This window comes from Paraburkholderia edwinii (assembly GCF_019428685.1).
GTDB lineage: Bacteria > Pseudomonadota > Gammaproteobacteria > Burkholderiales > Burkholderiaceae > Paraburkholderia > Paraburkholderia edwinii.
This window is the reverse complement of record NZ_CP080095.1, coordinates 4,511,051-4,536,331: the sequence shown is the minus strand read 5'-3', so window position 1 is coordinate 4,536,331 and position 25,281 is coordinate 4,511,051. Positions and strand designations below refer to the sequence as shown.

The 25,281-nt window shown below is 63.1% G+C and carries 20 protein-coding genes; 13 read left to right on the top strand and 7 right to left on the bottom strand.

Annotation, left to right across the window (positions count from 1 at the left end):
• Nucleotides 1-6: 6 nt before the first annotated feature.
• Together KZJ38_RS20130 and KZJ38_RS20125 are read left to right on the top strand one after the other, a co-directional pair.
• Nucleotides 7-3,231 carry an efflux RND transporter permease subunit gene (locus KZJ38_RS20130; RefSeq protein WP_219797907.1) on the top strand — a complete coding sequence of 1,075 codons (3,225 nt, stop codon included), beginning with the start codon at nucleotides 7-9 and terminating at the stop codon, nucleotides 3,229-3,231.
• Between the two features lies 1 nt (nucleotide 3,232).
• Nucleotides 3,233-4,762: an efflux transporter outer membrane subunit gene (locus tag KZJ38_RS20125; RefSeq protein WP_219797906.1), complete on the top strand. Its 1,530-nt coding sequence runs from the start codon at nucleotides 3,233-3,235 to the stop codon at nucleotides 4,760-4,762.
• A gap of 265 nt (nucleotides 4,763-5,027) precedes the next feature.
• Here KZJ38_RS20125 and KZJ38_RS20120 read toward each other — a convergent pair whose 3' ends face one another.
• From KZJ38_RS20120 to KZJ38_RS20110, 3 genes are all read right to left on the bottom strand, one after another.
• Nucleotides 5,028-5,618, bottom strand: a complete 591-nt coding sequence (locus tag KZJ38_RS20120; protein ID WP_219797905.1) for a hypothetical protein — start codon at nucleotides 5,616-5,618, stop codon at nucleotides 5,028-5,030.
• Nucleotides 5,619-5,742: 124 nt separating this feature from the next.
• Nucleotides 5,743-7,152: a nucleobase:cation symporter-2 family protein gene (locus KZJ38_RS20115; RefSeq protein WP_219797904.1), complete on the bottom strand. Its 1,410-nt coding sequence runs from the start codon at nucleotides 7,150-7,152 to the stop codon at nucleotides 5,743-5,745.
• 449 nt (nucleotides 7,153-7,601) lie between these two features.
• A complete protein-coding gene (locus tag KZJ38_RS20110; protein WP_246641566.1) occupies nucleotides 7,602-8,432 on the bottom strand; it encodes an enoyl-CoA hydratase/isomerase family protein in 831 nt (276 codons plus the stop codon).
• A 304-nt stretch (nucleotides 8,433-8,736) separates the two neighbouring features.
• Between KZJ38_RS20110 and KZJ38_RS20105 the strand changes: the two genes are divergently transcribed.
• Nucleotides 8,737-9,843 (top strand): S-(hydroxymethyl)glutathione dehydrogenase/class III alcohol dehydrogenase, encoded by a 1,107-nt coding sequence (locus tag KZJ38_RS20105; RefSeq protein WP_219797903.1) that lies wholly within the window; start codon nucleotides 8,737-8,739, stop codon nucleotides 9,841-9,843.
• 21 nt (nucleotides 9,844-9,864) lie between these two features.
• Nucleotides 9,865-10,710 (top strand): S-formylglutathione hydrolase, encoded by an 846-nt coding sequence (gene fghA, locus KZJ38_RS20100; protein ID WP_219797902.1) that lies wholly within the window; start codon nucleotides 9,865-9,867, stop codon nucleotides 10,708-10,710.
• 174 nt (nucleotides 10,711-10,884) lie between these two features.
• Here fghA and KZJ38_RS20095 read toward each other — a convergent pair whose 3' ends face one another.
• From KZJ38_RS20095 to KZJ38_RS20080, 4 genes are read right to left on the bottom strand one after another with little or no spacing between them, the layout of a single operon-like run.
• The gene (locus KZJ38_RS20095) at nucleotides 10,885-11,667 is read right to left on the bottom strand and encodes a metal ABC transporter permease (RefSeq protein ID WP_219797901.1); all 783 of its coding nucleotides are present in this window, start codon (nucleotides 11,665-11,667) and stop codon (nucleotides 10,885-10,887) included.
• A complete protein-coding gene (locus tag KZJ38_RS20090; protein ID WP_219797900.1) occupies nucleotides 11,660-12,673 on the bottom strand; it encodes an ABC transporter ATP-binding protein in 1,014 nt (337 codons plus the stop codon). The genes KZJ38_RS20095 and KZJ38_RS20090 overlap by 8 nt, the downstream gene beginning before the upstream one ends.
• Entirely contained in the window at nucleotides 12,670-13,638 is a 969-nt protein-coding gene (locus KZJ38_RS20085) for a metal ABC transporter solute-binding protein (RefSeq protein WP_219797899.1), read from the bottom strand. The genes KZJ38_RS20090 and KZJ38_RS20085 overlap by 4 nt, the downstream gene beginning before the upstream one ends.
• 58 nt (nucleotides 13,639-13,696) lie before the next feature.
• Nucleotides 13,697-14,167: a Fur family transcriptional regulator gene (locus KZJ38_RS20080; protein WP_219797898.1), complete on the bottom strand. Its 471-nt coding sequence runs from the start codon at nucleotides 14,165-14,167 to the stop codon at nucleotides 13,697-13,699.
• Nucleotides 14,168-14,556: 389 nt separating this feature from the next.
• Here KZJ38_RS20080 and KZJ38_RS20075 point away from each other — a divergent pair, with 389 nt between their 5' ends.
• The 9 genes from KZJ38_RS20075 (at nucleotide 14,557) to oxc (ending at nucleotide 25,263) form a co-directional block, all read left to right on the top strand.
• Nucleotides 14,557-15,339 carry an L-iditol 2-dehydrogenase gene (locus KZJ38_RS20075; RefSeq protein WP_219797897.1) on the top strand — a complete coding sequence of 261 codons (783 nt, stop codon included), beginning with the start codon at nucleotides 14,557-14,559 and terminating at the stop codon, nucleotides 15,337-15,339.
• A 103-nt stretch (nucleotides 15,340-15,442) separates the two neighbouring features.
• Nucleotides 15,443-16,768 carry an ABC transporter substrate-binding protein gene (locus KZJ38_RS20070; RefSeq protein ID WP_219797896.1) on the top strand — a complete coding sequence of 442 codons (1,326 nt, stop codon included), beginning with the start codon at nucleotides 15,443-15,445 and terminating at the stop codon, nucleotides 16,766-16,768.
• Between the two features lie 125 nt (nucleotides 16,769-16,893).
• Entirely contained in the window at nucleotides 16,894-17,829 is a 936-nt protein-coding gene (locus KZJ38_RS20065; RefSeq protein WP_219797895.1) for a carbohydrate ABC transporter permease, read from the top strand.
• Nucleotides 17,826-18,698 carry a carbohydrate ABC transporter permease gene (locus tag KZJ38_RS20060; RefSeq protein ID WP_219797894.1) on the top strand — a complete coding sequence of 291 codons (873 nt, stop codon included), beginning with the start codon at nucleotides 17,826-17,828 and terminating at the stop codon, nucleotides 18,696-18,698. The genes KZJ38_RS20065 and KZJ38_RS20060 overlap by 4 nt, the downstream gene beginning before the upstream one ends.
• 35 nt (nucleotides 18,699-18,733) lie before the next feature.
• Nucleotides 18,734-19,420, top strand: coding sequence for an HAD family hydrolase (locus tag KZJ38_RS20055; protein ID WP_219797893.1), 687 nt, complete (start codon nucleotides 18,734-18,736; stop codon nucleotides 19,418-19,420).
• Between the two features lie 28 nt (nucleotides 19,421-19,448).
• A complete protein-coding gene (locus tag KZJ38_RS20050; protein WP_219797892.1) occupies nucleotides 19,449-20,558 on the top strand; it encodes an ABC transporter ATP-binding protein in 1,110 nt (369 codons plus the stop codon).
• Nucleotides 20,559-21,074: 516 nt separating this feature from the next.
• Complete coding sequence (gene oxlT, locus KZJ38_RS20045; RefSeq protein ID WP_219800499.1) at nucleotides 21,075-22,367, top strand: oxalate/formate MFS antiporter; 1,293 nt, start codon at nucleotides 21,075-21,077, stop codon at nucleotides 22,365-22,367.
• Nucleotides 22,367-23,116 carry a GntR family transcriptional regulator gene (locus tag KZJ38_RS20040; RefSeq protein WP_219797891.1) on the top strand — a complete coding sequence of 250 codons (750 nt, stop codon included), beginning with the start codon at nucleotides 22,367-22,369 and terminating at the stop codon, nucleotides 23,114-23,116. The genes oxlT and KZJ38_RS20040 overlap by 1 nt, the downstream gene beginning before the upstream one ends.
• Before the next feature lie 401 nt (nucleotides 23,117-23,517).
• Entirely contained in the window at nucleotides 23,518-25,263 is a 1,746-nt protein-coding gene (oxc, locus tag KZJ38_RS20035) for an oxalyl-CoA decarboxylase (protein ID WP_246641565.1), read from the top strand.
• The last annotated feature ends 18 nt before the right edge of the window (nucleotides 25,264-25,281 follow it).

Genomic DNA, 25,281 nt, shown 5'->3' with positions numbered 1-25,281 from the left:
TGTTACATGGCAAAGTTTTTTATCGATCGCCCGATCTTTGCGTGGGTGATCGCCATCGTGCTGATGCTGGCGGGGCTTGCGTCGATTTTCACGCTGCCCATCGCGCAGTACCCGACCATCGCGCCGCCGTCCATCCAGATCAGCGCGACGTATCCGGGCGCATCGGCGAAGACCGTTGAAAACACAGTCACGCAGGTGATCGAGCAGCAGATGAGCGGCCTCGACCACCTGCTGTATCTGTCGTCCACCTCCGATGACTCCGGCACCGCGACGATCACGCTGACCTTCGCGGCCGGCACGAACCCCGACATCGCGCAGGTGCAGGTGCAGAACAAGCTGCAGCTGGCTACGCCGCTTCTGCCGCAGGTCGTGCAGCAGCTCGGCACGAAGGTGACGAAGTCGAGCAGCAGCTTCCTGCTCGTGCTCGCGTTCGTGTCGCAAGACGGCAGCATGAGCAAGTACGACCTCGCGAACTACGTCGCGTCGCACATCCAGGATCCGTTGAGCCGGATCGACGGTGTCGGCACGGTTACGCTGTTCGGTACGCAGTACGCGATGCGGATCTGGCTCGACGCGAACAAGCTGACGAACTACAGCCTGACGCCCGTCGACGTGCAGAACGCGATCCTCGCGCAGAACGTGCAGGTAGCGGGCGGCTCGCTCGGCGGCACGCCGTCGATACCCGGCCAGGTGCTGCAGGCCACGATCACCGAGGCGTCGCTGTTGAGCACGCCGGAGCAGTTCGGCGACATTCTGCTGAAGGTGAACCAGGACGGTTCGCAGGTGCGCCTGAAGGACGTTGCGCGCATCGATCTCGGCGGCGAAAACTATAACTTCGACACGAAGTACAACGGTGCGCCCACGGCCGGCTTCGGCATCCAGCTCGCAACGGGCGCGAACGCACTGCAGACCGCGAAGCTCGTGCGCCAGAAGATCGACCAGCTCGCGCCGTACTTCCCGCACGGTCTCGTCGTCAAGTATCCGTACGACACCACGCCGTTCGTGCGGCTGTCGATCGAGGAAGTGGTGAAGACGCTGCTCGAGGGCATCGTGCTCGTGTTCCTCGTGATGTATCTGTTCCTGCAGAACCTGCGCGCGACGCTGATTCCGACCATCGCGGTGCCGGTCGTGCTGCTCGGCACGTTCGCGATCATGAGCGTAGTCGGTTTCTCGATCAACGTGCTGTCGATGTTCGGTCTCGTGCTCGCCATCGGTCTGCTGGTGGACGACGCGATCGTGGTGGTCGAGAACGTCGAGCGCGTGATGAGCGAAGAAGGGCTCTCGCCGCGCGACGCAACGCGCAAGGCGATGGACCAGATTACCGGCGCGCTGATCGGCGTGGCGCTCGTGCTGTCCGCGGTGTTCGTGCCGGTCGCGTTCTCGGGCGGGTCGGTCGGGGCGATTTACCGGCAGTTCTCGCTGACCATCGTCGCGGCGATGGTGTTGTCCGTGCTCGTCGCCCTGATTCTGACGCCGGCGCTGTGCGCGACGATCCTGAAGCCGATTCCGCAGGGTCATCACGAAGAGAAGAAGGGTTTCTTCGGCTGGTTCAACCGGAACTTCGACAAGAGCCGCGACCGGTATCACCAGGGCGTGCACCATGTGATCAAGCGCTCGAGCCGCTGGCTCATCATCTATCTCGTGGTGATCGTCGCGGTGGGCATGCTGTTCGCGCGCCTGCCGAAGTCGTTCCTGCCCGATGAAGACCAGGGCACGATGTTCGTGCTCGTGCAGACGCCGGTCGGCTCGACGCAGGAGACGACAGCGCGCGCGCTGAAAGACGTCTCCGACTACCTGCTCAACGACGAAAAGGCCATTGTCGAGTCGACCTTCACGGTGAACGGCTTCAGCTTTGCGGGCCGCGGCCAGAACTCAGGCCTCGTGTTCGTGCGGATGAAGGACTATGCGCAGCGTCAGCATTCGGATCAGAAGGTGCAGGCGCTGGTCGGCCGTCTCTTCCAGCATTTCTCGACCTATAAGACGGCCACCGTGTTCCCGGTGAACCCGCCTTCGATTCCGGAACTCGGCACGGCGGCGGGCTTCGATTTCGAGTTGCAGGACCGCGCGGGCCTGGGTCACGAAGTGCTGATGCAGGCGCGCAACCAGCTGCTCGGCATGGCCGCGAAAGATCCGACGCTCGCGCAGGTGCGCCCGAACGGCCTGAACGATACGCCGCAGTTCAAGGTGACGATCGACCGGGAAAAGGCGCTGGCGCTTGGCGTGACGCCCGCGACGATCGATCAGACGTTCTCGATCGCATGGGCCTCGGCGTACGTGAACAACTTTCTCGATACCGATAGCCGGATCAAAAAGGTTTACGTGCAGGCCGACGCGCCGTTCCGCATGACGCCGGACAATCTCAACGACTGGTACGTGCGCAACACGTCGGGCGGGATGGTGCCGTTCTCGGCATTCACCACCGGCAAGTGGATTTACGGTTCGCCGAAGCTCGAGCGCTACAACGGTATTTCGTCGATCGAAATCCAGGGGCAGGCGGCGCCGGGCAAGAGTACGGGTCAGGCGATGGCGGCGATGGAAGCGCTGGCGAAGAAGTTGCCCGCGGGTATCGGCTACGACTGGACCGGGTTGTCGTTCCAGGAAATCCAGTCTGGTTCGCAGGCGCCGATTCTGTACGGCATCTCGATCCTCGTCGTGTTCCTGTGTCTGGCGGCGCTCTATGAGAGCTGGTCGATTCCGTTCTCGGTGATCATGGTCGTGCCGCTCGGCGTGCTCGGCGCGCTGCTCGCCGCGACGCTGCGCGGGCTCGAGAACGACGTGTTCTTCCAGGTCGGCCTGCTCACCACGGTCGGTCTGTCGGCGAAGAACGCGATTCTGATCGTCGAGTTCGCGCGCGAGCTGCAGCAAGGGCAGGGCATGGGTCCGATCGAAGCGGCGCTCGAAGCGGCGCGCCTGCGCTTGCGGCCGATTCTGATGACGTCGCTCGCGTTCATTCTCGGCGTGATGCCGCTTGCGATCAGTAACGGCGCAGGCTCGGCGAGCCAGCATGCGATCGGCACCGGCGTGATCGGCGGCATGTTGACCGCGACGTTCCTCGCGATCTTCATGATCCCCATGTTCTTCGTCGTGATCCGCGGCAGCTTCAGCGGCGAGAAGGAAGATCCGGACGAGGCGCTCGCGCATTACAACGAGCATCATCCGCATGATCCGTCGGGCGGCGCTCCCTCGGGCGGCGCTGACAATGGCGGCGGCTCGGGCAAGGAAGGACACTAAGATGCTCAAACATTCTTTGATCGCAGCATCGGTGGCGCTGTTCGCTGCCGGCTGCACGATGGCGCCGAAGTACGAGCGTCCGGCAGAGCCGGTGTCGACGACGTTCCCGCAAGGCGGCGTCTACGCGACGCAGCCGGGGCCCGTATCGGCCGAGCGCTCCGCACACGGCGCGGCGGCAACCGACATCGGCTGGCGCGACTTCTTCGTCGACGAGCGGCTCAAGCAGCTGATCGAAATCGCGCTGAAGAACAATCGCGATCTGCGCGTGTCGGTGCTGAACATTCAGGCGGCGCGCGCGCAGTATCAGATTACGCGCTCGGAGCTGTTCCCGGCTATCGAAGCGGCGGCATCGCAGTCGAAATCGCGCACGCCGAAGAACCTGTCGTTTCTCAACAAGACCATCTCGAACGAGTATTCGGTTGGGCTCAACGCGTCGTGGGAAATCGACTTCTTCGGGCGCATCCAGAGCCTGAAGGACCAGGCGCTCGCGCAATACCTTGCGACCGCGCAGGCGCGCAAGGCGGCGGAGATCGCGCTGGTGTCGTCGGTGGCGGACCAGTATGTGTCGATGCTCGGCTTCGACGAGGCGTTGAAGGTCACGCAGAATACGCTGCGCACCGCGCAGGATTCGTACAACATCACGAAGCTGCAGTACGAAACCGGCACCGGTTCCGAGCTCGATCTGCGTCAGGCTGAAACCGTCGTCGAACAGGCGCGCGCGAACCTGCAGACCGAAGCACGCGCGCGTGCCCAGGCCGAGAACGCGCTCGTGCTGCTGGTCGGCGAACCGCTGCCGGCCGACCTGGCGCCGGGCCGCTCGCTCAACGACCAGAATCTGCTAACGGACATTCCGGCGGGCTTGCCGTCCGATCTGCTGACGCGCCGTCCGGACATCATGGAAGCGGAGCAGAATCTGCTCGCGGCGAACGCGAATATCGGCGCCGCGCGCGCCGCATTCTTCCCGCGCATTTCGTTGACCGGCAACTTCGGCACGCTGAGCCCGACGCTCGGTGGTCTTTTCAAGGCCGGTTCGGCCGCGTGGGGCTTCGCGCCGCAGATCACGGTGCCGATCTTCGAAGGCGGTGCGAACGTCGCGAACCTCGATCTCGCGCATGTGCAGAAGAACATCCAGATCGCGCAGTACGAGAAGGCGATCCAGTCCGCGTTCCGCGAAGTGGCCGACGGGCTTGCGGCGCGCGGCACGTTCGATCAGCAGATTGCCGCGCTCGAGCGCGACACGTTTGCTGAACAACGCCGGCTCGATCTGTCGGATCTGCGCTACCGGAATGGCGTGGACAGTTATCTGTCGGTTCTGACCGCGCAGACTGATCTTTATCAGGTGCAACTGCTGCTCACCGATGCGCGCGTGCAGCGCCTCACGAACCTGATCGATCTCTATCAGGCACTGGGCGGCGGATGGATCGAACGGGCCGGCGAAGCGCCGCGGCCGGCCGATGCACCGGTCGACTACGGTGTTGCACCGGCTGCACCGGCTGCACCGGCTGCTGCATCGTCGGCTGCTGCTGGCTGATTGGATGATCGAAATGGCCGGGCGGTTGGCTTGACGAGGGGTGAGGGCGGGGATAAAATCTTGGTCTGAAAACTACGTACAAGCGAGTGCGAAAAACGTAGCGCCGCCCGGGTCACCGGGTCCCATCATGGAGTGGGAGTTCTGCCGAAAGGTAGATAGAGAATCTCGCATACAACGGCCACCGGAAGGTGGCCGTTGGTTTTTCTGGCGCTGTATTTTGTGCGCCGCGTCGCCGGTTTGCTTTGGGCCAGCACACACCGGCTTCTTACGGTCGAATCTTCTTGCCCAGATACGTTGCGCGCAGCAGTGTCGTGAAGCCGATCCTTCTCGCGCTGGCCTGACGTTTCGTGAGTCCGTCATCCAGCAGGTAGGCAGACTGAATGCGCAGCACCATCCTGTGCTTGCGGCTCTTATCCTTGCGCGCCTCGAAGAATATCGCGTAGAGCGACGTGGTGCCGTCGGTGTTCACGTTTTCCACCGTAACGAAATTCGGTTGCCTGTCGTCGGCCACGACGATGCGACGCGACGGCATGGTCATCACGACCTCTCTTAAGAAGCGTCGCGATAATTCGTATCTCTGAGCATCAAGTACGCGTCGCTCCTTGCCATCGTCATAGATTTCGCGAACGGGTATTAAGCCTTGCGGGCGCTTGTCCCAACGAAGACTGTGCGTGAAGCAGTGGCATGAGAACAGCACCAGCACGGTGATATCCGTGCCGAGGCCAAGGTCGGTTTTGAACGTGAATGAGTCGAGGTGACTCAGATCCCATCGAACGCCGCCAAACGAGATGTCGCCGAAGCGATGCGTGTGCTCGGGTGGTTCATCGATGGCGACCTGTAGTGCGTGTTGCGACATGTGACGGAATGGAAAGGCGAGCGGTCCATTCTATGAATGTCGCCTCTTCGCCACCATTCGGCCGAATGGCCAGGTGTGGCCACGCATCGCCGCATAACGGCCTGACGGCACAACGGCCGCACTGTCAATCAGCAGCCCGCATCATCCCATCACCCGCGGCTGCGTCTCGCGCATCGGCATTGGCTTCGAAGTCGTGCTCCGCGCGGCGCAGTTCACGCGCGGCCGCCCGTTCGCTCTTTACGCCGTTGAAGATCAGATTCAACACCACCGCCGATACCGACGCGAGCAGAATGCCGCTATGAAGCAGCGGCGACAGCGCCGGCGGCAGCTTCGCGAAAAAGTGCGGCGACACGACCGGCACAAGTCCGAGCCCGATGCTCACCGCAACGATAAACAGGTTGTGATGGTTCTTCGTGAAGTCTACCTTCGACAACACCTTGATGCCGTTCGCCGCGACCATGCCGAACATCACGATGCCGGCGCCGCCGAGCACAAACGCCGGCACCGACGCAACGACTTGCGCCATCTTCGGAAAGAGACCGAGCAGCACGAGAATCACGCCGCCCATCGCACATACATAGCGGCTCTTCACGCCCGTCACACCGATCAGCCCGACGTTCTGCGAGAACGACGTATGCGGAAACGAGTTGAAGATGCCGCCGATCAGCGTGCCGAGACCGTCGACGCGCAGGCCGCGCACGAGCGTCTTCTGATCGACGGGCCGCTCGACCATGTCGCCGACCGCGAGGAACATGCCCGTCGATTCGATAAACGTGACGAACATCACGGTCACCATGGTCGCGATCGACAGCGGATCGAAGTGCGGCAAGCCGAAGTGAAACGGCATGACAAAGCCCATCCACGGCGCGTTCGTCACGCCTTCCATATTGACGCGGCCGAGCAGCGCCGCAATCGCGAAGCCCGCGACGATGCCGAGCAGCACCGAGATGTTCGCGATAAAGCCCTTGCCGAATTTGTTGATAAGCAGAATCAGCATCAGCACCGCAAGCGACAGTCCGAGATACACCGGATTGCCGTAGTCCGGATTGCCGACGCCGCCCGCCGCCCAGTTGATGCCGACTTCCATCAGCGACAAGCCGATCACCGAAATCACGACACCGACAACCACCGGCGGAAAAAAGCGGAGCAGCTTGCCGATCGCCGGCGCGAGCAGAATGCCGATCACGCCCGCCGCGATCGTCGAGCCGAAGATGTCGAGTATGCCGAGGCTCGGGTTCGTGCCAATCGCGATCATCGGACTCACCGCGGCGAACGTGCAGCCCATGATGACGGGCAGGCGGATGCCGAAGATCCATAAGCCGAGCGTCTGGATCAGCGTCGCGATGCCGCACGAGAACAGGTCGGCGCTGATCAGGAACGCGATCTGGTCTTTCGGCAGCTTCAACGCGCTGCCGATGATGAGCGGCACCGCTACCGCGCCCGCATACATGACGAGTACGTGCTGAACGCCGAGCGTCAGTAGCCGGCCTGCGGGCAGCCGCTCGTCGCACGGGTGGACCGTGTTCGCGTGCATTGTCTCTCTCCATATCGGTTTAGGAATATTCCTAACGGTATGCGCGCCGAAAAAGCGTAACAAGCCCGGTGACGGCTATCTCGGGCTTCGCGCCGTTGATATGGGTGAAGAGGCGTTCCTGGGCGATGGGTGCACGCCCGAGGTGTGCACGAGGCGTGCCCCCGTACGGGATCGGTTGCCGCGCCTGCTGCTGCACGCCATTGGAGAAGCGCGGCGCGGACGAACGCGCGAACCGAAGTGCGAGCGGGGGACATATCGGATCCGACATGGTCTGTATTTGCCGCGTCACATGATGCCGCTTTGGCGTATCCACGGAAACACCACGCGCTGCGCGTCGAGCCCTGTCCGATCGATTCCATCGACGGTGATCGCGTCGCGACGGCCAACAGCGACCGGATCAATATCGGTTACTCCATTACGCTCGCTTCATCGTGCTCATTCCTTCGCACTTATTCACCGCGAAATTTCGGCGCGCGTTTTTCCGCGAACGCCGCACGCCCTTCGCGAAAGTCAGCACTTTGCGCGGCCTCATCGAGCAGCCGCTCGACGACACCGTCGCGTAGCGCGCCGTTACCGGACGCAAGCGCATCGAGTATCGTCTTCGCCCCCGAGATCGTGAGCGGTGCGCATGCGTTGAGCCGCTGTGCAAACGCAAGCGCTGCAGCGAGCGGATCGTCGGTGATTTCGTCGATAAAGCCGATGCGCAGCGCGCGCTCGGCATCGAACGTCTCGGCGGCGTAAAGAATCCGCTTCGCGTTCGCAAGGCCAACCAGCGACAGCAGCCGTCGCGTGCCCGCAATGCCGTAGACGATCGACAGCTTCGCGGCCGGAATTGCGAACTTCGCGCCCGGCACGGCGAAGCGGAAGTCGCACGACATCGCGACATTGCAGCCGCCGCCCATGCAGTAGCCGTTGATCGCGGCGATGGTCGGTTTCGGCGACGCGGCGATGCGGTTGCAGCAGCCTTCGTAAGCGTTTTCGTAGGCGCGCGCCTGTTCGGCGTTGGCGCGCACTTTGCCGAACTCGGAGATGTCGGCGCCCGCGCAGAAGCTGTTTGCGCTGCCGGTCAGCACGATCGCACGTATCTCGCGCTCGGCGCTCAATGCGTCGAACGTGTCGCCAAGGCGCTGCCACAGCGCAAAGGTCAACGCGTTGCGTCGCTCGGCGCGATTCAATGTGATGCGTGCGATGCCGCCGTCGATGGTCAGCTGGATGGGATCGTCGGATGCCTGCGGGTCGTTTGGCTGCATGTCGTTTGCCTGTGTGTCGTGCATGGTCATCAGTGAGCGTTTCGAAAGCCGACGCGCCGCCGCGGCAGCGTGCTGCGTGATGGTGCGCGGATGGGCCGGAGGTGAGTCAGTTCGATATATGAAAACGCGGCGCAAGGAACGGTCAATAAGGTAAACCTATTGCGCAATGCGCCGCGCGGCACCCGGCATGCCCATTATCGATCGCGACCTTTACAGATCGGCTGCGCACCGCCAACATGCACGGTGCGCATGCAAGACCCCGCCGTTATTTGCCATTTGCTATCCGCAACTCGCTATCCGCTATCCGCTTCGCAAGACACGAGGAGAACCGTTGATGAAGACCAAAGCCGCCATCGCATGGAAAGCCGGTGCACCGCTCACCATCGAAGAAGTCGATCTCGAGGGTCCGCGCGCCGGTGAAGTGCTGATCGAGGTGAAGGCGACCGGCATTTGCCACACCGACTACTACACGTTGTCCGGCGCGGACCCGGAAGGTATCTTCCCGGCGATCCTCGGTCACGAAGGCGCGGGCGTCATCGTCGACGTCGGGCCCGGCGTCGCCACGCTGAAGAAGGGCGACCACGTCATTCCGCTTTACACGCCCGAGTGCCGCCAATGCAAATTCTGCCTGTCGCGCAAGACGAACCTGTGCCAGGCGATCCGCGCGACGCAGGGCAAAGGCCTGATGCCTGACGCGACCACGCGCTTCTCGCTCGACGGCAAGCCGCTCTTTCACTACATGGGCACGTCGACATTCTCGAATTACATTGTCGTGCCCGAAATCGCCGTCGCGAAGATCCGCGAGGACGCGCCGTTCGACAAGGTCTGCTATATCGGCTGTGGGGTAACGACGGGTGTCGGCGCGGTCGTCTATTCGGCGAAAGTCGAAGCGGGTGCGAACGTCGTCGTGTTCGGCCTCGGCGGCATCGGCCTCAATGTGATCCAGGCCGCGAAGATGGTCGGCGCCAACAAGATTATCGGTGTCGACCTGAACCCGGGCCGTATCGAACTGGCCACGAAATTCGGCATGACCGACTTCATCAACCCGAAGGAAGTCGGCAATGTCGTCGACCGCATCGTGCAACTCACCGACGGCGGCGCCGACTACTCGTTCGAGTGCATCGGCAATACGAAGGTGATGCGCGATGCGCTCGAATGCACGCACAAGGGCTGGGGCCAGTCGTTCATCATCGGCGTCGCGGCGGCGGGCGAGGAAATCAGCACGCGGCCGTTCCAGCTCGTGACGGGGCGCCAGTGGAAGGGCTCCGCGTTCGGCGGCGCGCGCGGCCGCACCGACGTGCCGAAGATCGTCGACTGGTATATGGAAGGCAAGATCAATATCGACGACCTGATCACGCATCATCTGCCGCTCGAGCGCATCAACGAGGGCTTCGATCTGATGAAGAAGGGCGAATCGATCCGCTCTGTTGTGATGTATTGAGACCAGGCCAGGGAGCCCGCGATGTTAGAAACACGCTCGTCGCACGCCTGCCACGGCGGCATGCAGCAGTTCTATCAGCACGATTCGCGCACGATCGGCCTGCCGATGCGCTTTGCCGCGTACCTGCCGCCGCAGGCCGCGCACGGCAAGGTGCCGGCGCTGTTCTATCTCGCCGGTCTGACGTGCACCGAAGAAACCTTCCCGATCAAGGCGGGCGCGCAGCGCTTCGCCGCGAAACACGGCATCGCGCTGATCGCGCCGGACACGAGCCCGCGCGGCGCCAATGTGCCGGGCGAAAGCGATGCGTGGGATTTCGGCGTCGGCGCGGGTTTTTACGTCGATGCGACGCGCGAGCCGTGGGCGGCGCGTTACCGGATGTACTCGTACGTGCGTGACGATTTGCGCGAGACGGTCTGCGCGAATCTGCCGATCGACGCGGCGCGGCTTGGCATTTTCGGCCACTCGATGGGTGGGCACGGCGCGCTCGTGCTCGCGCTGCGCAATCCGGTGCTGTACAAGTCGGTATCGGCGTTCGCGCCGATTGCGGCGCCGATGCGCTGCCCTTGGGGCGAGAAGGCGTTCAGCGGGTATCTCGGCGAAAACCGTGACGCGTGGCGCAACTACGACGCAAGCGAACTGGTCGGCCGCGCGTCAGAGAAGTTTGCCGCGGGCATTCTGGTCGATCAGGGGCTCGCCGATCAGTTTCTTGACGAGCAGCTGAATCCGGACGCATTCGAGGCAGCCTGCGCGGCGGCCGGTCAACCGCTGACGCTGCGGCGGCATGCGGGCTACGACCACGGGTATTACTTTATTTCGACGTTTATCGAAGATCATCTCGCGCATCATGCAAAGGTGTTGCTTGCGTGAGGGCGGGTGAGGGCGGTGTGAGCGCGGCCGGCGCGCGACGCGAAGGATGCGCGGCGGCTTCTGTCGTGCTTCTATCGTTGCCGCGCCGCGCCGCGCCGCGCCGCGCCGCGCATTGCATCGTTGCGCTAATGCGTGCGCCATCGTTATCGGCGTCATCGAAGCCTGCACACGCCGCTATCGACGCCGCAACAAACTTACCCCGTAGACGAGCGCCGCGAGCAACGTAATCCAGAAGCTGGTCGGCCAATCGGTGTAAAACGCGAGCGTGACGCCAAGCCACGCCTGCGCGAGCGCGAACGCGGCGGCGAGCACGAGGCCTGTCGACAGCCGCGTCGTCATGTTCTGTGCGGCGGCGGCGGGCCCAACCATCAGCGTGAATACAAGCAGCACGCCGACGATCTGCGTGCAGGCCGCCACCGCGAGCGCCGCGATGGCGAGAAACAGCACCGACACGAGCCGCAGCGATACGCCTTTCGCTTCCGCGAGTTCCGGCTGCAGCGATGCAAACAGCAGCGGCCGCATGATCGCCGCGAGCGCGACGAGACTCAGCACGCCGATCGCGGCGAGCAACGCGACTGTCGACGTATTGACGCCGAGCACATTGCCGAACAGCAGCGCGGTGACCTGCGTCGCGTACGCGGTGAAGAAATGCAGAAACAGCAGCCCGAAGCCAAGCGAGAGCGAGAGGGTCACGCCAATCGCGACGTCGCGGCCCGCCAGCCGCTCGCCCAGCGCGCCCATGCCGACGCCGGCCGCCAGCGTGAAACCGATCATCCCCCAGATCGGCGAGATGCCGATCAGCACGGCGCCGGTCGCGCCGGTGAAGCCGACGTGCGATAGCGCGTGGCCGGCAAACGTCTGCCCGCGCATCACGAGGAAGTATCCGACGATCCCCGACAGCACCGCGACGATCCCCGACGCCGCGAATGCGTTGACCATGAAGTCATATTCAAACATCGTGTGTGTGTCCGTCGCGTGACGTGCGGTGATCGTTGTGTGCGTGGCCGCGCCCGTGTTCGCGTGCGCCACCGTCGCTGTGGTCATGTCCGTGGCTGTGCCCGTGTCCATGGCCGCCGTGACTGTGGCTATGTGCGCCGCCGTCGTCTTCGTGTTCGTGGTCGTGCTTTTCGACTTCGACGTCGCCCGACATCACGAAAATGCGACCGTTCATGCGGATCACGTCGATCGTCGATCCATAAAGACGCGACAGCACGGGCTTTGTAATCACTTCGTCGACGGTGCCGAGCGCCGCGACGCCATTACCGAGATACAGCACGCGATCGAGCGCATGCAGCAGCGGATTCAGCTCGTGCGCGGAGAACAGCACCGCGATGCCGAGTTCCTGCTGCACGCGCCGGACGAGTTCGACAACGCTTCTCTGATGATGCGGATCGAGGCTGATCAGCGGTTCGTCGAGCAGCAGCAGGCGCGGATTGCCGAGCAGGCATTGCGCCAGCAGCAGACGCTGCCGCTCGCCGCCCGACAGTTCGGACAGCGGCCGGTCGGCCAATGCGCTCGCGCCGACGAGGTCGAGCACGCGCGCGACATCGGCGCGCGTCTTTGCGTCAGCGTGCGGCAGGCCCCAGCGATGGCCGTCCGCCGCCATCGCGACGAAATCGCGCCCGCGCACGCGCCGGCCGGCGAGCGCGCTGCGCGTCTGCGGCATATAGCCGATCGACGGATTGCCGCAGACGACCGGCTCGCCGAGCACACGCACAACGCCGCTTACGGCGGGCACGAGGCCGAGCACCGCGCGCATCAAGGTAGTCTTGCCGGCGCCGTTCGGCCCCAGCACACCAATAAATTCGCCTTGCCGGATCGTGAGGCTCGTGTCGCTCAGGATCGTGCGTCCGCCGAGCTCGAGCGTGACGCGCTCGAGCTCCAGTACTGGCGCCGCATCCGTTGCTGCTTTCGTTGTCGTATCTGCAGAAGGTGCGGACGGCGGACGATCACTTTCGGTCATTGATGTGTTCCTTTGCTGCCGGCTTGATCACCTGCCGCGAGCGCCGCGCCAAGCGCATCGAGTTGCGCGAGCATCCATTGCTGATAGTTCTTGCCCGCGGGCTCCGTTTCAGTGACGCTCATCGCCGGCACCTGTGATTGCTGCGCGAGCTTCAGCATCCGTCGGGTCAGCGCCTCGGTGGCCTGGCTGTTATAGATCAGCACACGCACGCGCTTCTCGCGCAAGTCGCGTTCGAATGCAGCGATGTCCGATGCGCTCGCTTCGGTGTCGTTCATTGTCGCCAGCTGAAAACGCAGGTTGCGCATATCGAGGCCAATTGCGTCTGACATATAGCCGAACACCGGTTCGGTCGCCGTGACCGGCACTCCCGCGTAGCGCGCATGCAGCGCGGCGACCTTCGCATCGATCGGCTTCAATGAATCGAGAAACTTCGCGAGATTCGCATCGTACGTGCTCCTGTGCGCCGGGTCAGCGGCCACGAGCGCGGCGCTCACGGCGCGCGCGACGGCGGGCATCGTCGACGGCTCGTACCAGAGGTGCGGATTATCGCCGCTTTTCTTGCCGACGAGGTCCGCCGCGACGATCACCGTGCGCCTGGCATTCTTCGACGCGGTCAACAGCTTCGCCATCCACGGATCGTAGTCGGCGCCGTTATAGACGACAAGGCTCGCATGCTGCAAGGCGCGCGCGGTTTTCGGGCTCGCTTCGAACAGATGCGGGTCCTGGTCCGGATTGCTGAGGATGCTCGTGACGTCGACCTGATCGCCGCCCAGCTGCTTCACGACATCGCCGTAGAAGTTCTCGGCCGCGACCACCGGGATCTTGCCGCCGCTCGCGGCGGCGGACGCCGTCTGTGCGTATGCCGCCGTCTGGCCGATGGCGAGCGCGAGCGTCGCCGCGAACAGATAGTGGGTCAGTCTCAACGTGGCGCGTACTGCGCTCCACCTCGGGTTCTTCTTGTTCATCGTGCAGCCCTGTTTGTGCGTGATCGGTTGGATTGAAGGTTGAATGGAGACGCTGGCGCTACGGCGCGCCGTGCGGATCGCGTTGACAACTGGCGCACAACCCGCTCAGTTCGACGACCTGCCGGCGAACTTCGAAGCCATGCGCGGGCGCGCTGCCGGCAAGCTGTTGGGCGAGTTCCGCGCCGGGAATCTCGACGGCTTCGCCGCATGCCTCGCAGATCAGAAACTGGCCTTGATGCGGATGCTCGACGTCGCAGCATGCGAGAAACGCGTTCTTCGACTCGATCCGGTGTACGAAGCCATGCTCGACGAGGAAGTCGAGCACGCGGTAGACGGTGGTCGGCGGCACGCGGCCGCGCTGCGGTTCGAGCGCGTCGAGCAGGTCATACGCGCCGATCGGCCGCTCGCTCGCGGCGATCAGCGTGTAGACCTGTCGGCGCAAGGTGGTGAGCGCGAGGCCGCGCGCGTCGGCGACGGCTTGTGCGCGCGCGAGCCGGTGTGCGAGGCGGTCGTCGGATGAAGCGGACATGGTGGCGCTCCGTAGCAAGGCCGAAATGATATAACGTATCTAAACATCTTGCCATTGATTGAACGCTGACGCCGTGTAAATTGATAGGGCGAGGCGGCTCAAACCCGGCGAACCCAACGAACCGGCGAACAAGCCGACTGAAACCGGCGGCAGCACACGCTCAAGCAACATTTCGCGCCTCCGTCTTGAGCGAACTCCGGCTAAACCCCAGGCAATGCCGGCAAACGCCACGCAACTGCCGCGCTGCACCATCGAAATCTTGCGGCGTGCCTTGACATGGCCGGACACGTATCCGATCATTCGATCACAAAGAGAGCAATTGATCGCACAGAGAGCGTTCGCTCACTGGCGCAAAGATTTGCACCAGACGAACGATTGGGAGACACGGCGTGGCAGCGCGACTGCAAGACAAGGTGGCCATTCTCACCGGCGCGGCAAGCGGCATTGGCGAAGCGGTCGCGCGCCGGTATCTGGACGAGGGCGCGCGCTGCGTGCTGGTCGACGTCAAGCCGGCCGGCGAATTCGCCCACCCGCTGCGTGAAACGCACAGCGACCGCGTGCTAGCGATCAGCGCGGACGTCACGTGGCGTGAAGACATCGAGCGCATCGTCGCTCAAACGGTCGAGCACTTCGGCCGTATCGATATCCTGTTCAACAACGCGGCGCTCTTCGATATGCGGCCGCTGCTCGACGAATCCTGGGACATCTACGACAAGCTTTTCGCGGTCAACGTGAAGGGCATGTTCTTCCTGATGCAGGCGGTTGCGCAGCGCATGGTCGAGCAGGGCCACGGCGGCAAGATCATCAATATGTCGTCGCAGGCCGGGCGCCGCGGCGAGGCGCTCGTCTCGCACTACTGCGCGACGAAGGCGGCGGTACTCAGCTATACGCAATCGGCGGCGCTTGCCCTCGCGCCGCACAGGATCAACGTGAACGGCATCGCACCGGGCGTCGTCGATACGCCGATGTGGGAGCAGGTCGATGCGCTGTTCGCACGTTATGAGAACCGGCCGCTCGGCGAGAAGAAGCGACTCGTCGGCGAAGCGGTGCCGCTTGGCAGGATGGGGCTGCCGGCGGATCTGACCGGCGCGGCGCTGTTTCTCGCCTCGGCCGATGCGGACTACATCACCGCGCAAACGCTGAATGTCGACGGCGGCAACTGGATGAGCTGACTTTTTTTACCATCGCCAGCGACTCGGCTGCCGGCCGGAACTGCGAGGATCCGTGAGTCGCCCATCGCAAGCCAACACGAACGTACGATAAAGGAGACAAACGATGAAACCAGCCCTGAAACCTACGCTGACGGCGATCGGCGCCGCAGCGGCCGCGTGCGTGGCGCTCAATGCGTCGGCGGCGTCGACCGTGACGATCGCGACCCTTAACAATCCGGACATGATCGAGCTGAAGAAGCTCTCGCCCGCGTTCGAAAAGGCGAATCCGGACATCAAGCTGAACTGGGTGATTCTCGAGGAAAACGTGCTGCGTCAGCGCGCGACGACCGACATCACGACCGGCAGCGGCCAGTTCGACGTGATGACGATCGGCGCGTATGAAACGCCGCAATGGGGCAAGCGCGGCTGGCTCTCGCCGCTCACGGATCTGCCGGCAAGCTACGACCTCAACGATGTCGTGAAGACCGCGCGCGACGGGCTGTCGTACAACAACACGCTGTATGCGTTGCCGTTCTACGCTGAAAGCTCGATGACGTTCTACCGCAAGGACCTGTTCGCGGCGAAGGGCCTGAAGATGCCCGATAACCCGACCTACGACCAGATCGCGCAATTCGCCGACAAGCTGACCGACAAGTCGGCTGGCATGTACGGCATCTGTTTGCGCGGCAAGGCTGGCTGGGGCGAGAACATGGCCTACGTGACGACGCTCGTCAATACGTTCGGCGGCCGCTGGTTCGACGAGAAGTGGCATGCACAGCTGACCACGCCGGAGTGGAAAAAGGCCGTGTCGTTCTACGTCGATCTGCTGAAGAAATACGGCCCGCCGGGAGCGAGCTCGAACGGCTTCAACGAAAACCTGACGCTGATGTCGTCGGGCAAGTGCGCAATGTGGATCGACGCGACGGTTGCGGCCGGCATCCTGTACAACAAGCAGCAATCGCAGATTTCGGACAAGGTCGGTTTTGCCGCGGCGCCGACGCAGGTCACGCCGAACGGTTCGCACTGGCTCTGGGCATGGGCGCTCGCGATTCCGAAGACGTCGAAGCAGCAAGATGCCGCTAAGAAGTTCATCGAGTGGGCGACGTCGAAGGAATACATCGAGATGGTCGCGAAGGACGAAGGCTGGGCGTCGGTGCCGCCGGGCACGCGCCAGTCGACGTATCAGCGCCCCGAGTACAAGCAGGCCGCGCCGTTTGCGGACTTCGTGCTGAAGGCGATCGAAACGGCCGACCCGAACCATCCGACGTTGAAGCCCGTGCCGTACACCGGTGTGCAGTTCGTCGGGATTCCTGAGTTCCAGTCGTTCGGTACGGTGGTCGGTCAGAGCATCTCGGGCGCGGTTGCGGGCCAGATGAGCGTCGACCAGGCCCTGACGGCCGGCAACGCGACCGCGGATCGCGCGGTGCGTCAGGCCGGCCTGCAAAAGTAACGTCGTTTGAAGCAAACCCCGGCCGGGCGGCAAGGCCCGGCCGGACCCCCGGCAGCACCGCGCACCGCAATGCGTAGCTTGAAAGAAGCGCAGCGGCTCGCGCAATTCCGAACAGGTGGCCCATCATGCCTCATCTGCGCCTTCCTCTGTCGCACGCCGAACCCCAAACCGAACAGGAACGCGAGTCGCGCAAAGCTGCATCCGCGCGCTGGCTCGTATCGCCTTCTGTCGCAGTGTTGCTGCTGTGGATGGCGATTCCGCTCGCGATGACGATCTGGTTTTCGTTCACGCGCTACAACCTGCTGAACCCCGATGAAAAAGGGTTCGCCGGTTTCGATAACTACCACTACCTCGCCACCGACCCGTCGTTCTGGCCGTCGATCGTGCATACGCTGCAGCTGATCATCGCGGTGCTCGTGATCACGGTGGTGGGCGGCGTGCTGATGGCCGTGCTGTTCGACCGCAAGTTCTACGGGCAGGGCATCGCGCGCCTGCTTGCGATCGCGCCGTTCTTCGTGATGCCGACGGTCAGCGCGCTGATCTGGAAGAACATGATCTTGCACCCGGTGTACGGCCTCGTGGCCGATGGGATGCGCGCGGTCGGCCTGACGCCGATCGACTGGTTCGCGACTTATCCGTTGACGTCGGTGATCATCATCGTCGCGTGGCAGTGGCTGCCGTTCGCGTTTCTGATTCTGTTCACCGCGATCCAGTCGCTCGATCAGGAGCAGAAAGAAGCGGCGAAGATCGACGGCGCCGGACCGTTCGCGATGTTCTTCTTCATCACGCTGCCGCACTTGCGACGCGCGATCGCCGTGGTCGTGATGATGGAAACGATTTTCCTGCTGTCGATCTTCGCTGAAATCTATACGACGACCGGCGGCGGTCCCGGCAACGCCACGACCAACCTGTCGTACCTGATCTACGCACTGGGCCTGCAGCAGTTCGATGTCGGCCTCGCATCGGCGGGCGGCATTCTCGCGGTCGTCGTCGCGAACATCGTGTCGTTCTTCCTCGTGAAGATGCTCGCGAAGAACCTGAAAGGGGAGTACGAAAAATGAGTCAAGTCGCTGCTACACCCGTTACGAGCGCAACGACGACCGCGCCGGCGGCATCGCCGCTGGCTGTCGTACGGCGCAGTATTCCCGGGATTCTCGCGTGGCTGATCTCGATCGCGCTGTTTTTCCCGATCTTCTGGATGACGATCACCGCGTTCAAGACCGAACAGCAGGCGTATTCGTCGTCGCTGTTTTTCACGCCGACGCTGGAGAGCTTCCGCGAGGTGTTCGCGCGCAGCAATTACTTCGGCTTCGCGTGGAACTCGGTGCTGATTTCCGTTGGCGTGACGATCGTGTGTCTACTCCTCGCGGTGCCGGCCGCATATGCGATGGCTTTTTTCCCGAGCAAGCGCACGCAGCAGACCTTGCTGTGGATGCTGTCGACGAAGATGATGCCGTCGGTCGGCGTGCTCGTGCCGATCTATCTGCTGTGTAAAAACAGCGGCCTGCTCGACACCGTGACGGGGCTCATCATCGTCTATACGCTGATCAACCTGCCGATTGCCGTGTGGATGGCGTTCACGTACTTCAACGAGATTCCGCGCGACATTCTCGAAGCCGGCCGTATCGACGGCGCCGCGACGTGGCAGGAAATCGTCTATCTGCTGATGCCGATGGCGTTGCCGGGGCTGGCGTCGACGGCGCTGCTGCTCGTCATTCTGTCGTGGAACGAAGCGTTCTGGAGCATCAACCTGTCGAGTTCGAACGCGGCGCCGCTGACGGTGTTCATCGCCTCGTATTCGAGCCCTGAGGGGTTGTTCTGGGCGAAGCTGTCCGCTGCGTCGCTGCTTGCGGTCGCGCCGATTCTGATCGTCGGCTGGCTGTCGCAGAAGCAGCTCGTGCGCGGCCTTACGTTCGGGGCGGTCAAGTGACAGAAAACCGGACAGAGACTCGGACAGAACCTCGCATGGAACCCGGCCTCGCGCTGATCTGCGATTGCGACGGTGTGCTGATCGACAGCGAAGCCGTCGCGGCCGCGATGCTCGTGCGCGAACTCGAGGCGCGCTGGCCCGATGCCGATGTCGCGCCCGTCGTGATGCCGCTGCTCGGCCTGCGTATCGAGCGCGTGCTCCAAGGCACGGCCGCGCAACTGGGCAAGCAGTTCGCCGACGGCGATATCGGCGCGATTCGCACGAAGGTCGAAGCGGCGGCCGTGCAGGCGCCGACTGTCGACGGCATTGGTGAGGCGCTCGCGGCGATTCCGTTGACGAAGGCGTGCGCGAGCAACAGCTTTCGTCCGTATGTCGAAGCAGCGCTGGCGCGCACGGGGCTCGCGAAGTTTTTCGGTGGGCGGCTCTTCTGCGCGGATTCGGTCGAGCGGCCAAAGCCGGCGCCCGATGTCTATCTGGCGGCCGCGCGCGGCCTGAACGTGACGCCCGACGCGTGCCTCGTCGTCGAGGACAGCGTGACAGGCGTGACCGCGGCGACGGCGGCCGGCATGACGGTGATCGGCTTCGTCGGCGGCGGTCATGCGAGCGAACATCAGGTTGGCGCATTGCGCGCGGCCGGCGCGCAGCACGTATTCGACGATATGCGGCTACTGCCGGCGCTGGTCGCGGAGTGGACGCAACATCGCACCATCACGCAACAGTAGCAATCGCAAGCAACATTGGAGACACATCATGGCTAGCCTGGCATTGCGCAATATCAGCAAGCGCTACGACGACAACGAAGTGATGCGCAACATCAACCTCGACATCGCGGATGGCGAGTTTGTCGTGTTCGTCGGTCCGAGCGGCTGCGGGAAGTCGACGCTGATGCGGATGATCGCGGGCCTCGAGGACATCAGCAGCGGCGATCTGAGCATCGACGGCACGCGCATGAACGAGGTGCCGCCGGCGAAGCGCGGCATCGCGATGGTGTTCCAGTCCTATGCGCTGTATCCGCATATGACGCTCTACGACAACATGGCGTTCGGCCTCAAGCTTGCGGGCGCGAAAAAGCCCGAAATCGATCAGGCCGTGCGCAATGCGGCGAAGATCCTGCATATCGACCACCTGCTCGAGCGCAAGCCGAAGCAGCTGTCGGGCGGGCAGCGCCAGCGCGTCGCGATCGGCCGCGCGATCACGCGCAAGCCGAAGGTGTTTCTGTTCGACGAGCCGCTGTCGAACCTCGATGCGGCGCTGCGCGTGAAAATGCGCCTCGAATTTGCGCGGCTGCACGACGAACTGAAGACGACGATGATCTACGTGACGCACGATCAGGTCGAGGCGATGACGCTCGCCGACAAGATCGTCGTGCTGTCGGCCGGCAATCTCGAACAGGTTGGCACGCCTAACACGCTGTATCACGCGCCGGCGAACCGCTTTGTCGCGGGCTTTATCGGCTCGCCGAAGATGAACTTCATGGACGGCATCGTGCAGTCGGTCACGCCCGACGGCGTGCTGGTGCGCTATGAAACGGGCGAGACCCAACGCGTCGCGGTCGAACCGGGCAGCGCGAAGGAAGGCGACAAGGTGACGGTCGGAATCCGGCCCGAGCATACGCATGTCGATTCGACCGAGTTCGGTGTATCGGCGAACGTGATGACGGTCGAGTCGCTCGGCGATGCCGCCTATCTGTACGCGGAGTGCGGCGTCGCGCCCGAAGGGCTGATCGCGCGGATTCCGCCGCTCGAGCGGCACGCGAAGGGCACGAAGATCAAGCTCGGCGCGGAGCCGGACCATTGTCACCTGTTCGATGCTAATGGGCTCGCGTTCCGCCGAAGGATCGCGCAGGAACTGGCCGCCTGATTGCCTGATTGATGGGCTCGAGCGCGCAGCTGCGGCGCGCGCTCTATATATATAGTCAAACGAACGATCTGGATCACAGATCAAACACGTCGGTCAGAAAGGACAGTCGGAGTCACGAACTGTCCATATATCAAAGCGCCGCCGCGCAGGCTGCGTAACCCCTTCACTAACGACAGAACAAGGCCGGATGCGCCCCATCCGGCTATCCGCTTTGCTCACGCATTCGCCGCGAGTTTAATTACCAATCCCTTTCTGACAAATAACCCAGCATGACGGCTATTCACGCCCCCTTATTCAAACGATAAAAAAGTTTGATTTTTGCTGCAGCACAAAACGCCCCACCATCGTCGGGCGTCAGCTGCATCCCGTTCGGTACTACCTGCATTGCAAGTGTCTCCGGAACCCGAGCATCGACGTCACACCAGAAGCTATTAACGGAGACGACTCTTGCGACAGCCAGTCAATGCACAAGGCGGCGATGCCAAACGCCAATCAGGCCGCCAGCCCAGCCGATGGATGCAACTCGCGATCGGCGTTATCTGCATGGGCCTCGTCGCGAATCTTCAATACGCCTGGACCCTCTTCGTCGAGCCGATGAATGCAGCGCATCATTGGGGTCTCGCATCCATTCAAACAGCTTTCTCCATTTTTATCGTTACCGAGACGTGGCTGGTGCCGATTGAAGGCTACCTCGTCGATCGCTTCGGTCCACGTCCGGTCGTGATCGGCGGCGGGATTTGCGCGGGACTCGGCTGGATACTCGACGCGTACGCGCCGAATCTTGGCGTGCTCTATCTCGCCGCAGTGATTTCCGGCGTCGGCGCGGGTTGCGTGTACGGCACCTGTGTCGGCAATGCGCTCAAGTGGTTTCCGGACCGGCGCGGTCTCGCCGCTGGCCTGACCGCAATGGGCTTCGGCGCGGGCGCTGCGCTGACGGTGATTCCGATCGCGTCGATGATCGCGCGCTCGGGCTATCAGCATGCGCTGATCTTCTTCGGCTGCCTGCAGGGCGGTGTGATCCTGCTGCTCGCGACCATGCTCGTGCGCCCGAAGCCGCCCGAGTTCGCGCGCAACGTCAAACGCATCGTCGCCACGAAGATCGACTATACGACGGGCCAAATGGTCCGTGCGCCGGTGTTCTGGGTGCTGTACGCGATGTTCGTCTGCGTCGCGACGGGCGGCATCATCGCCACCGCGCAGATCGGCCCGATCGCCAAGGAGTACGGCTTTGCCGCGACGCCGATCTCGTTCTTCGCCGCGACCTTGCCGCTGCTCACGCTGACGCTGTCGATCAACAACGTCTGCAATGGCTTCACGCGGCCGATTTGCGGCGCGATCTCCGATCGCATCGGCCGCGAGAACACGATGTTCATCACGTTCCTCGGTGAAGGGCTCGCGCTGCTCGGGCTCATGCACTTCGGTCACAACCCGTATCTGTTCATGGCGTTCTCCGGGATGATCTTCGTGTTCTACGGCGACATCTTCTCGAACTTCCCGGCGACCTGCGCGGACACGTTCGGCGCGAAATACGCCGCCGGTAACGCGGGCACGCTGTACACGGCGAAGGGCACCGCCGCGTTGCTCGTGCCGATCGCGTCGGTGTTGTCCGAGCATGGCGGCTGGAACACGGTGTTCATCTTCTGCGCGTGCATCGCGATCGCGGGCAGCGTGTCGGCGAAATTCCTGCTCGCGCCGATGCGGGCACGGTGGATCGAGAATTCGGCGAAAGAGAGCGAGCAACTCGCGTATGCCAATGCGGCCGGCGCGCGCAACGCTTATCGGCCAACGCCGCTCGGGTCCAACGAGTAATGGACGACGCGACATTGACGATACCGGCGTCGCCGGCCTCTTCGGAGGCGCGTGCGGCGCCTTTTGCGCTCTCGCTGCAGCCGCTCAATCCGGGCGCGTCACTGCGCGATCTCGCGTACGCGAAGCTGCGCCAGGCGATCGCGGAGGCCGACATTTACGGCTCGCGCGAACCGATCCGGCTCGACGAACGCACGATCACCGAGGCGCTCGGTGTGAGCCGCACGCCGATTCGCGAGGCGATGACGCTGCTCGAACAGGAAGGCTTTTTGCGCGCGGTGCCGCGGCGCGGCGTGTTTATCCGGCGCAAGACGCGCCGCGAGATCGTCGAGATGATCCAGATGTGGGCGGCGCTCGAAAGCATGGCCGCGCGCCTCGCGACGCTGAAGGCCACCGACGACGAGATCGCAGACCTAAGACGCCTGTTCGACCGCTTCCACGACGAGCGGCAGGCGCCGGCGCGCCATATCGACGAGTACTCGGAGGCGAACATCACGTTTCACGAGGCGCTCGTCAAGCTGTCGAAGTCGCATTCGATCGCGCACACGATCCGCAACGTGTTCGCGCATGTGCGGGCGATCCGCAGGTTGACGATCTCGCAGAGCGACCGCGCATCGCGTTCGATCACCGAACACATGCACATCATCGAGGCGCTCGAGGCGCGCGACACCGAAGGCGCGGAGCGGTTCGCGCGGCAACACTCGCTCGAACTCGCAACCTACGTGAGCGCGCATTGCGACTTTCTGGAGTGAGCGGCGGGATCGAAGTTCGAAGTCTGGATCGACGCGCGCGCCAGATGGAAGTTGGATGCGCGCTGAAACGGCCCTCGCGGGCCTTTGTTTGAGTCAATGTGATATATCACATTCCAGATATCGTCAGACGTTGTGTTGTGCTGCACAAAAAGCTATCGAAAGGAGTAGAGCACTGAAATTAATGAAGTTTCTATGGGAAAGCTGACATCGATTGAAGCAATTTAGCCGCTTCGATGCTGCAAAAACTGACGCCCTAAGGGCAAAAAGCTATTGAATCCAACTTGGTGTGTGATATATGGTATATCACAGTGCTGCGAAGAGTCCGATCGAGGTCTTCAGCACCGGTTACCAACACACGAGGCGCGACGGCCTAACAGTCATAACGATCTGGAGAAGAGTGAATGTCTACTGTTGAAATTTCGCGCCCTGACGCTACGACCGCGCAGGGGAGCGACCAAGCCGCCACGACCGACGGCTTCCACCTCGTCATCGATGCACTGAAGCTGAACGACATCGATACGATTTTCGGTCTCGTCGGCATTCCGATCACCGACCTCGCACGTCTCGCGCAGGCTGAAGGAATGCGCTTTATCGGCTTCCGTCACGAGCAGAACGCGGGCAACGCGGCCGCGATTCACGGCTATATGACGCAAAAGCCGGGCATCTGCCTGACGGTGTCGGCGCCGGGCTTCCTGAACGGCCTGACCGCGCTCGCGAACGCGACCACCAACTGCTTCCCGATGATCCTGATCAGCGGCTCGAGCGAGCGCGAGATCGTCGACCTGCAGCAGGGCGATTACGAAGAGATGGATCAGCTCAACGCGGCAAAGCCGTACGCGAAGGCCGCGTACCGCGTGCTGCACGCCGAAGACATCGGCGTTGGCGTGGCGCGCGCGATTCGCGCAGCCGTGTCGGGCCGTCCGGGCGGCGTCTATCTGGACCTGCCGGCCAAGCTGCTGGCCCAAACCATCGACGCCGTGAAGGCGAAGCAGTCGCTCATCAAGGTCGTCGACGCGGCGCCGCGCCAGTTGCCGGCTCCGGATTCGGTCAAGCGCGCGCTTGACGTGATCAAGGGCGCCAAGCGCCCGCTGATTCTGCTCGGCAAGGGCGCCGCCTACGCGCAGGCCGACAAGCAGATTCGCGAACTGGTTGAAAAGAGCGGCATTCCGTATCTGCCGATGTCGATGGCCAAGGGCCTGCTGCCCGACACGCACGCGCAATCGGCGTCCGCCGCGCGCTCGTTTGTGCTGCAGGAAGCGGACTGCGTCGTGCTGATCGGCGCGCGTCTGAACTGGCTGCTCGCGCATGGCAAGGGCAAGACCTGGGGCGCCGCGCCGAAGCGTTTCGTGCAGATCGATATCGCACCGACGGAAATCGACAGCAACGTCGCGATCGAAGCACCGCTGATCGGCGACATCGGCTCGTGCGTGTCCGAACTCGTGGCCGGCATGGGCGCGAGCTTCCCGCAGCCGCCGTCGGAGTGGATCGCCGCTGTCACGCAGAAGAAGAACACGAACCTCGAAAAGATGGCCGCGACGCTCGCCAAGAACCCGTCGCCGATGAGCTTCCACAGCGCGCTGCGCGCGATCCGCGACGTGCTGAAGACGCGTCCCGACATCAACGTCGTCAACGAAGGCGCGAACACGCTCGACTACGCGCGCGCCGTGATCGACATGTACGAACCGCGCCGCCGCTTCGACTCCGGCACGTGGGGGATCATGGGCATCGGCATGGGCTTCGCGATTGGCGCCGCGGTGACGAGCGGCACGCAAGTGGTCGCGATCGAAGGCGATAGCGCATTCGGCTTCAGCGGTATGGAACTCGAAACGATCTGCCGTTACGACCTGCCGGTCTGCACGATCGTGTTCAACAACAACGGCGTCTACAAGGGCACCGACGTGAACCCGACCGGCGGCAAGGACGTCGCGCCGACCGTGTTCGTGAAGGGCGCGCGTTACGACAAGATGATCGAAGCATTCGGCGGTGTCGGCTTCAACGCGACGACGCCGGAAGAATTGACCAAGGCGCTGCAGGAAGCGATCAAGTCGGGCAAGCCCACCTTGATCAATGCAGTTATCGACGAAGCGGCCGGTACTGAAAGCGGCCGATTGACCAACCTCAACCCGCAAAGCGGCGTGAAGAAGTAAGCCCCGGCCCACTGGAGA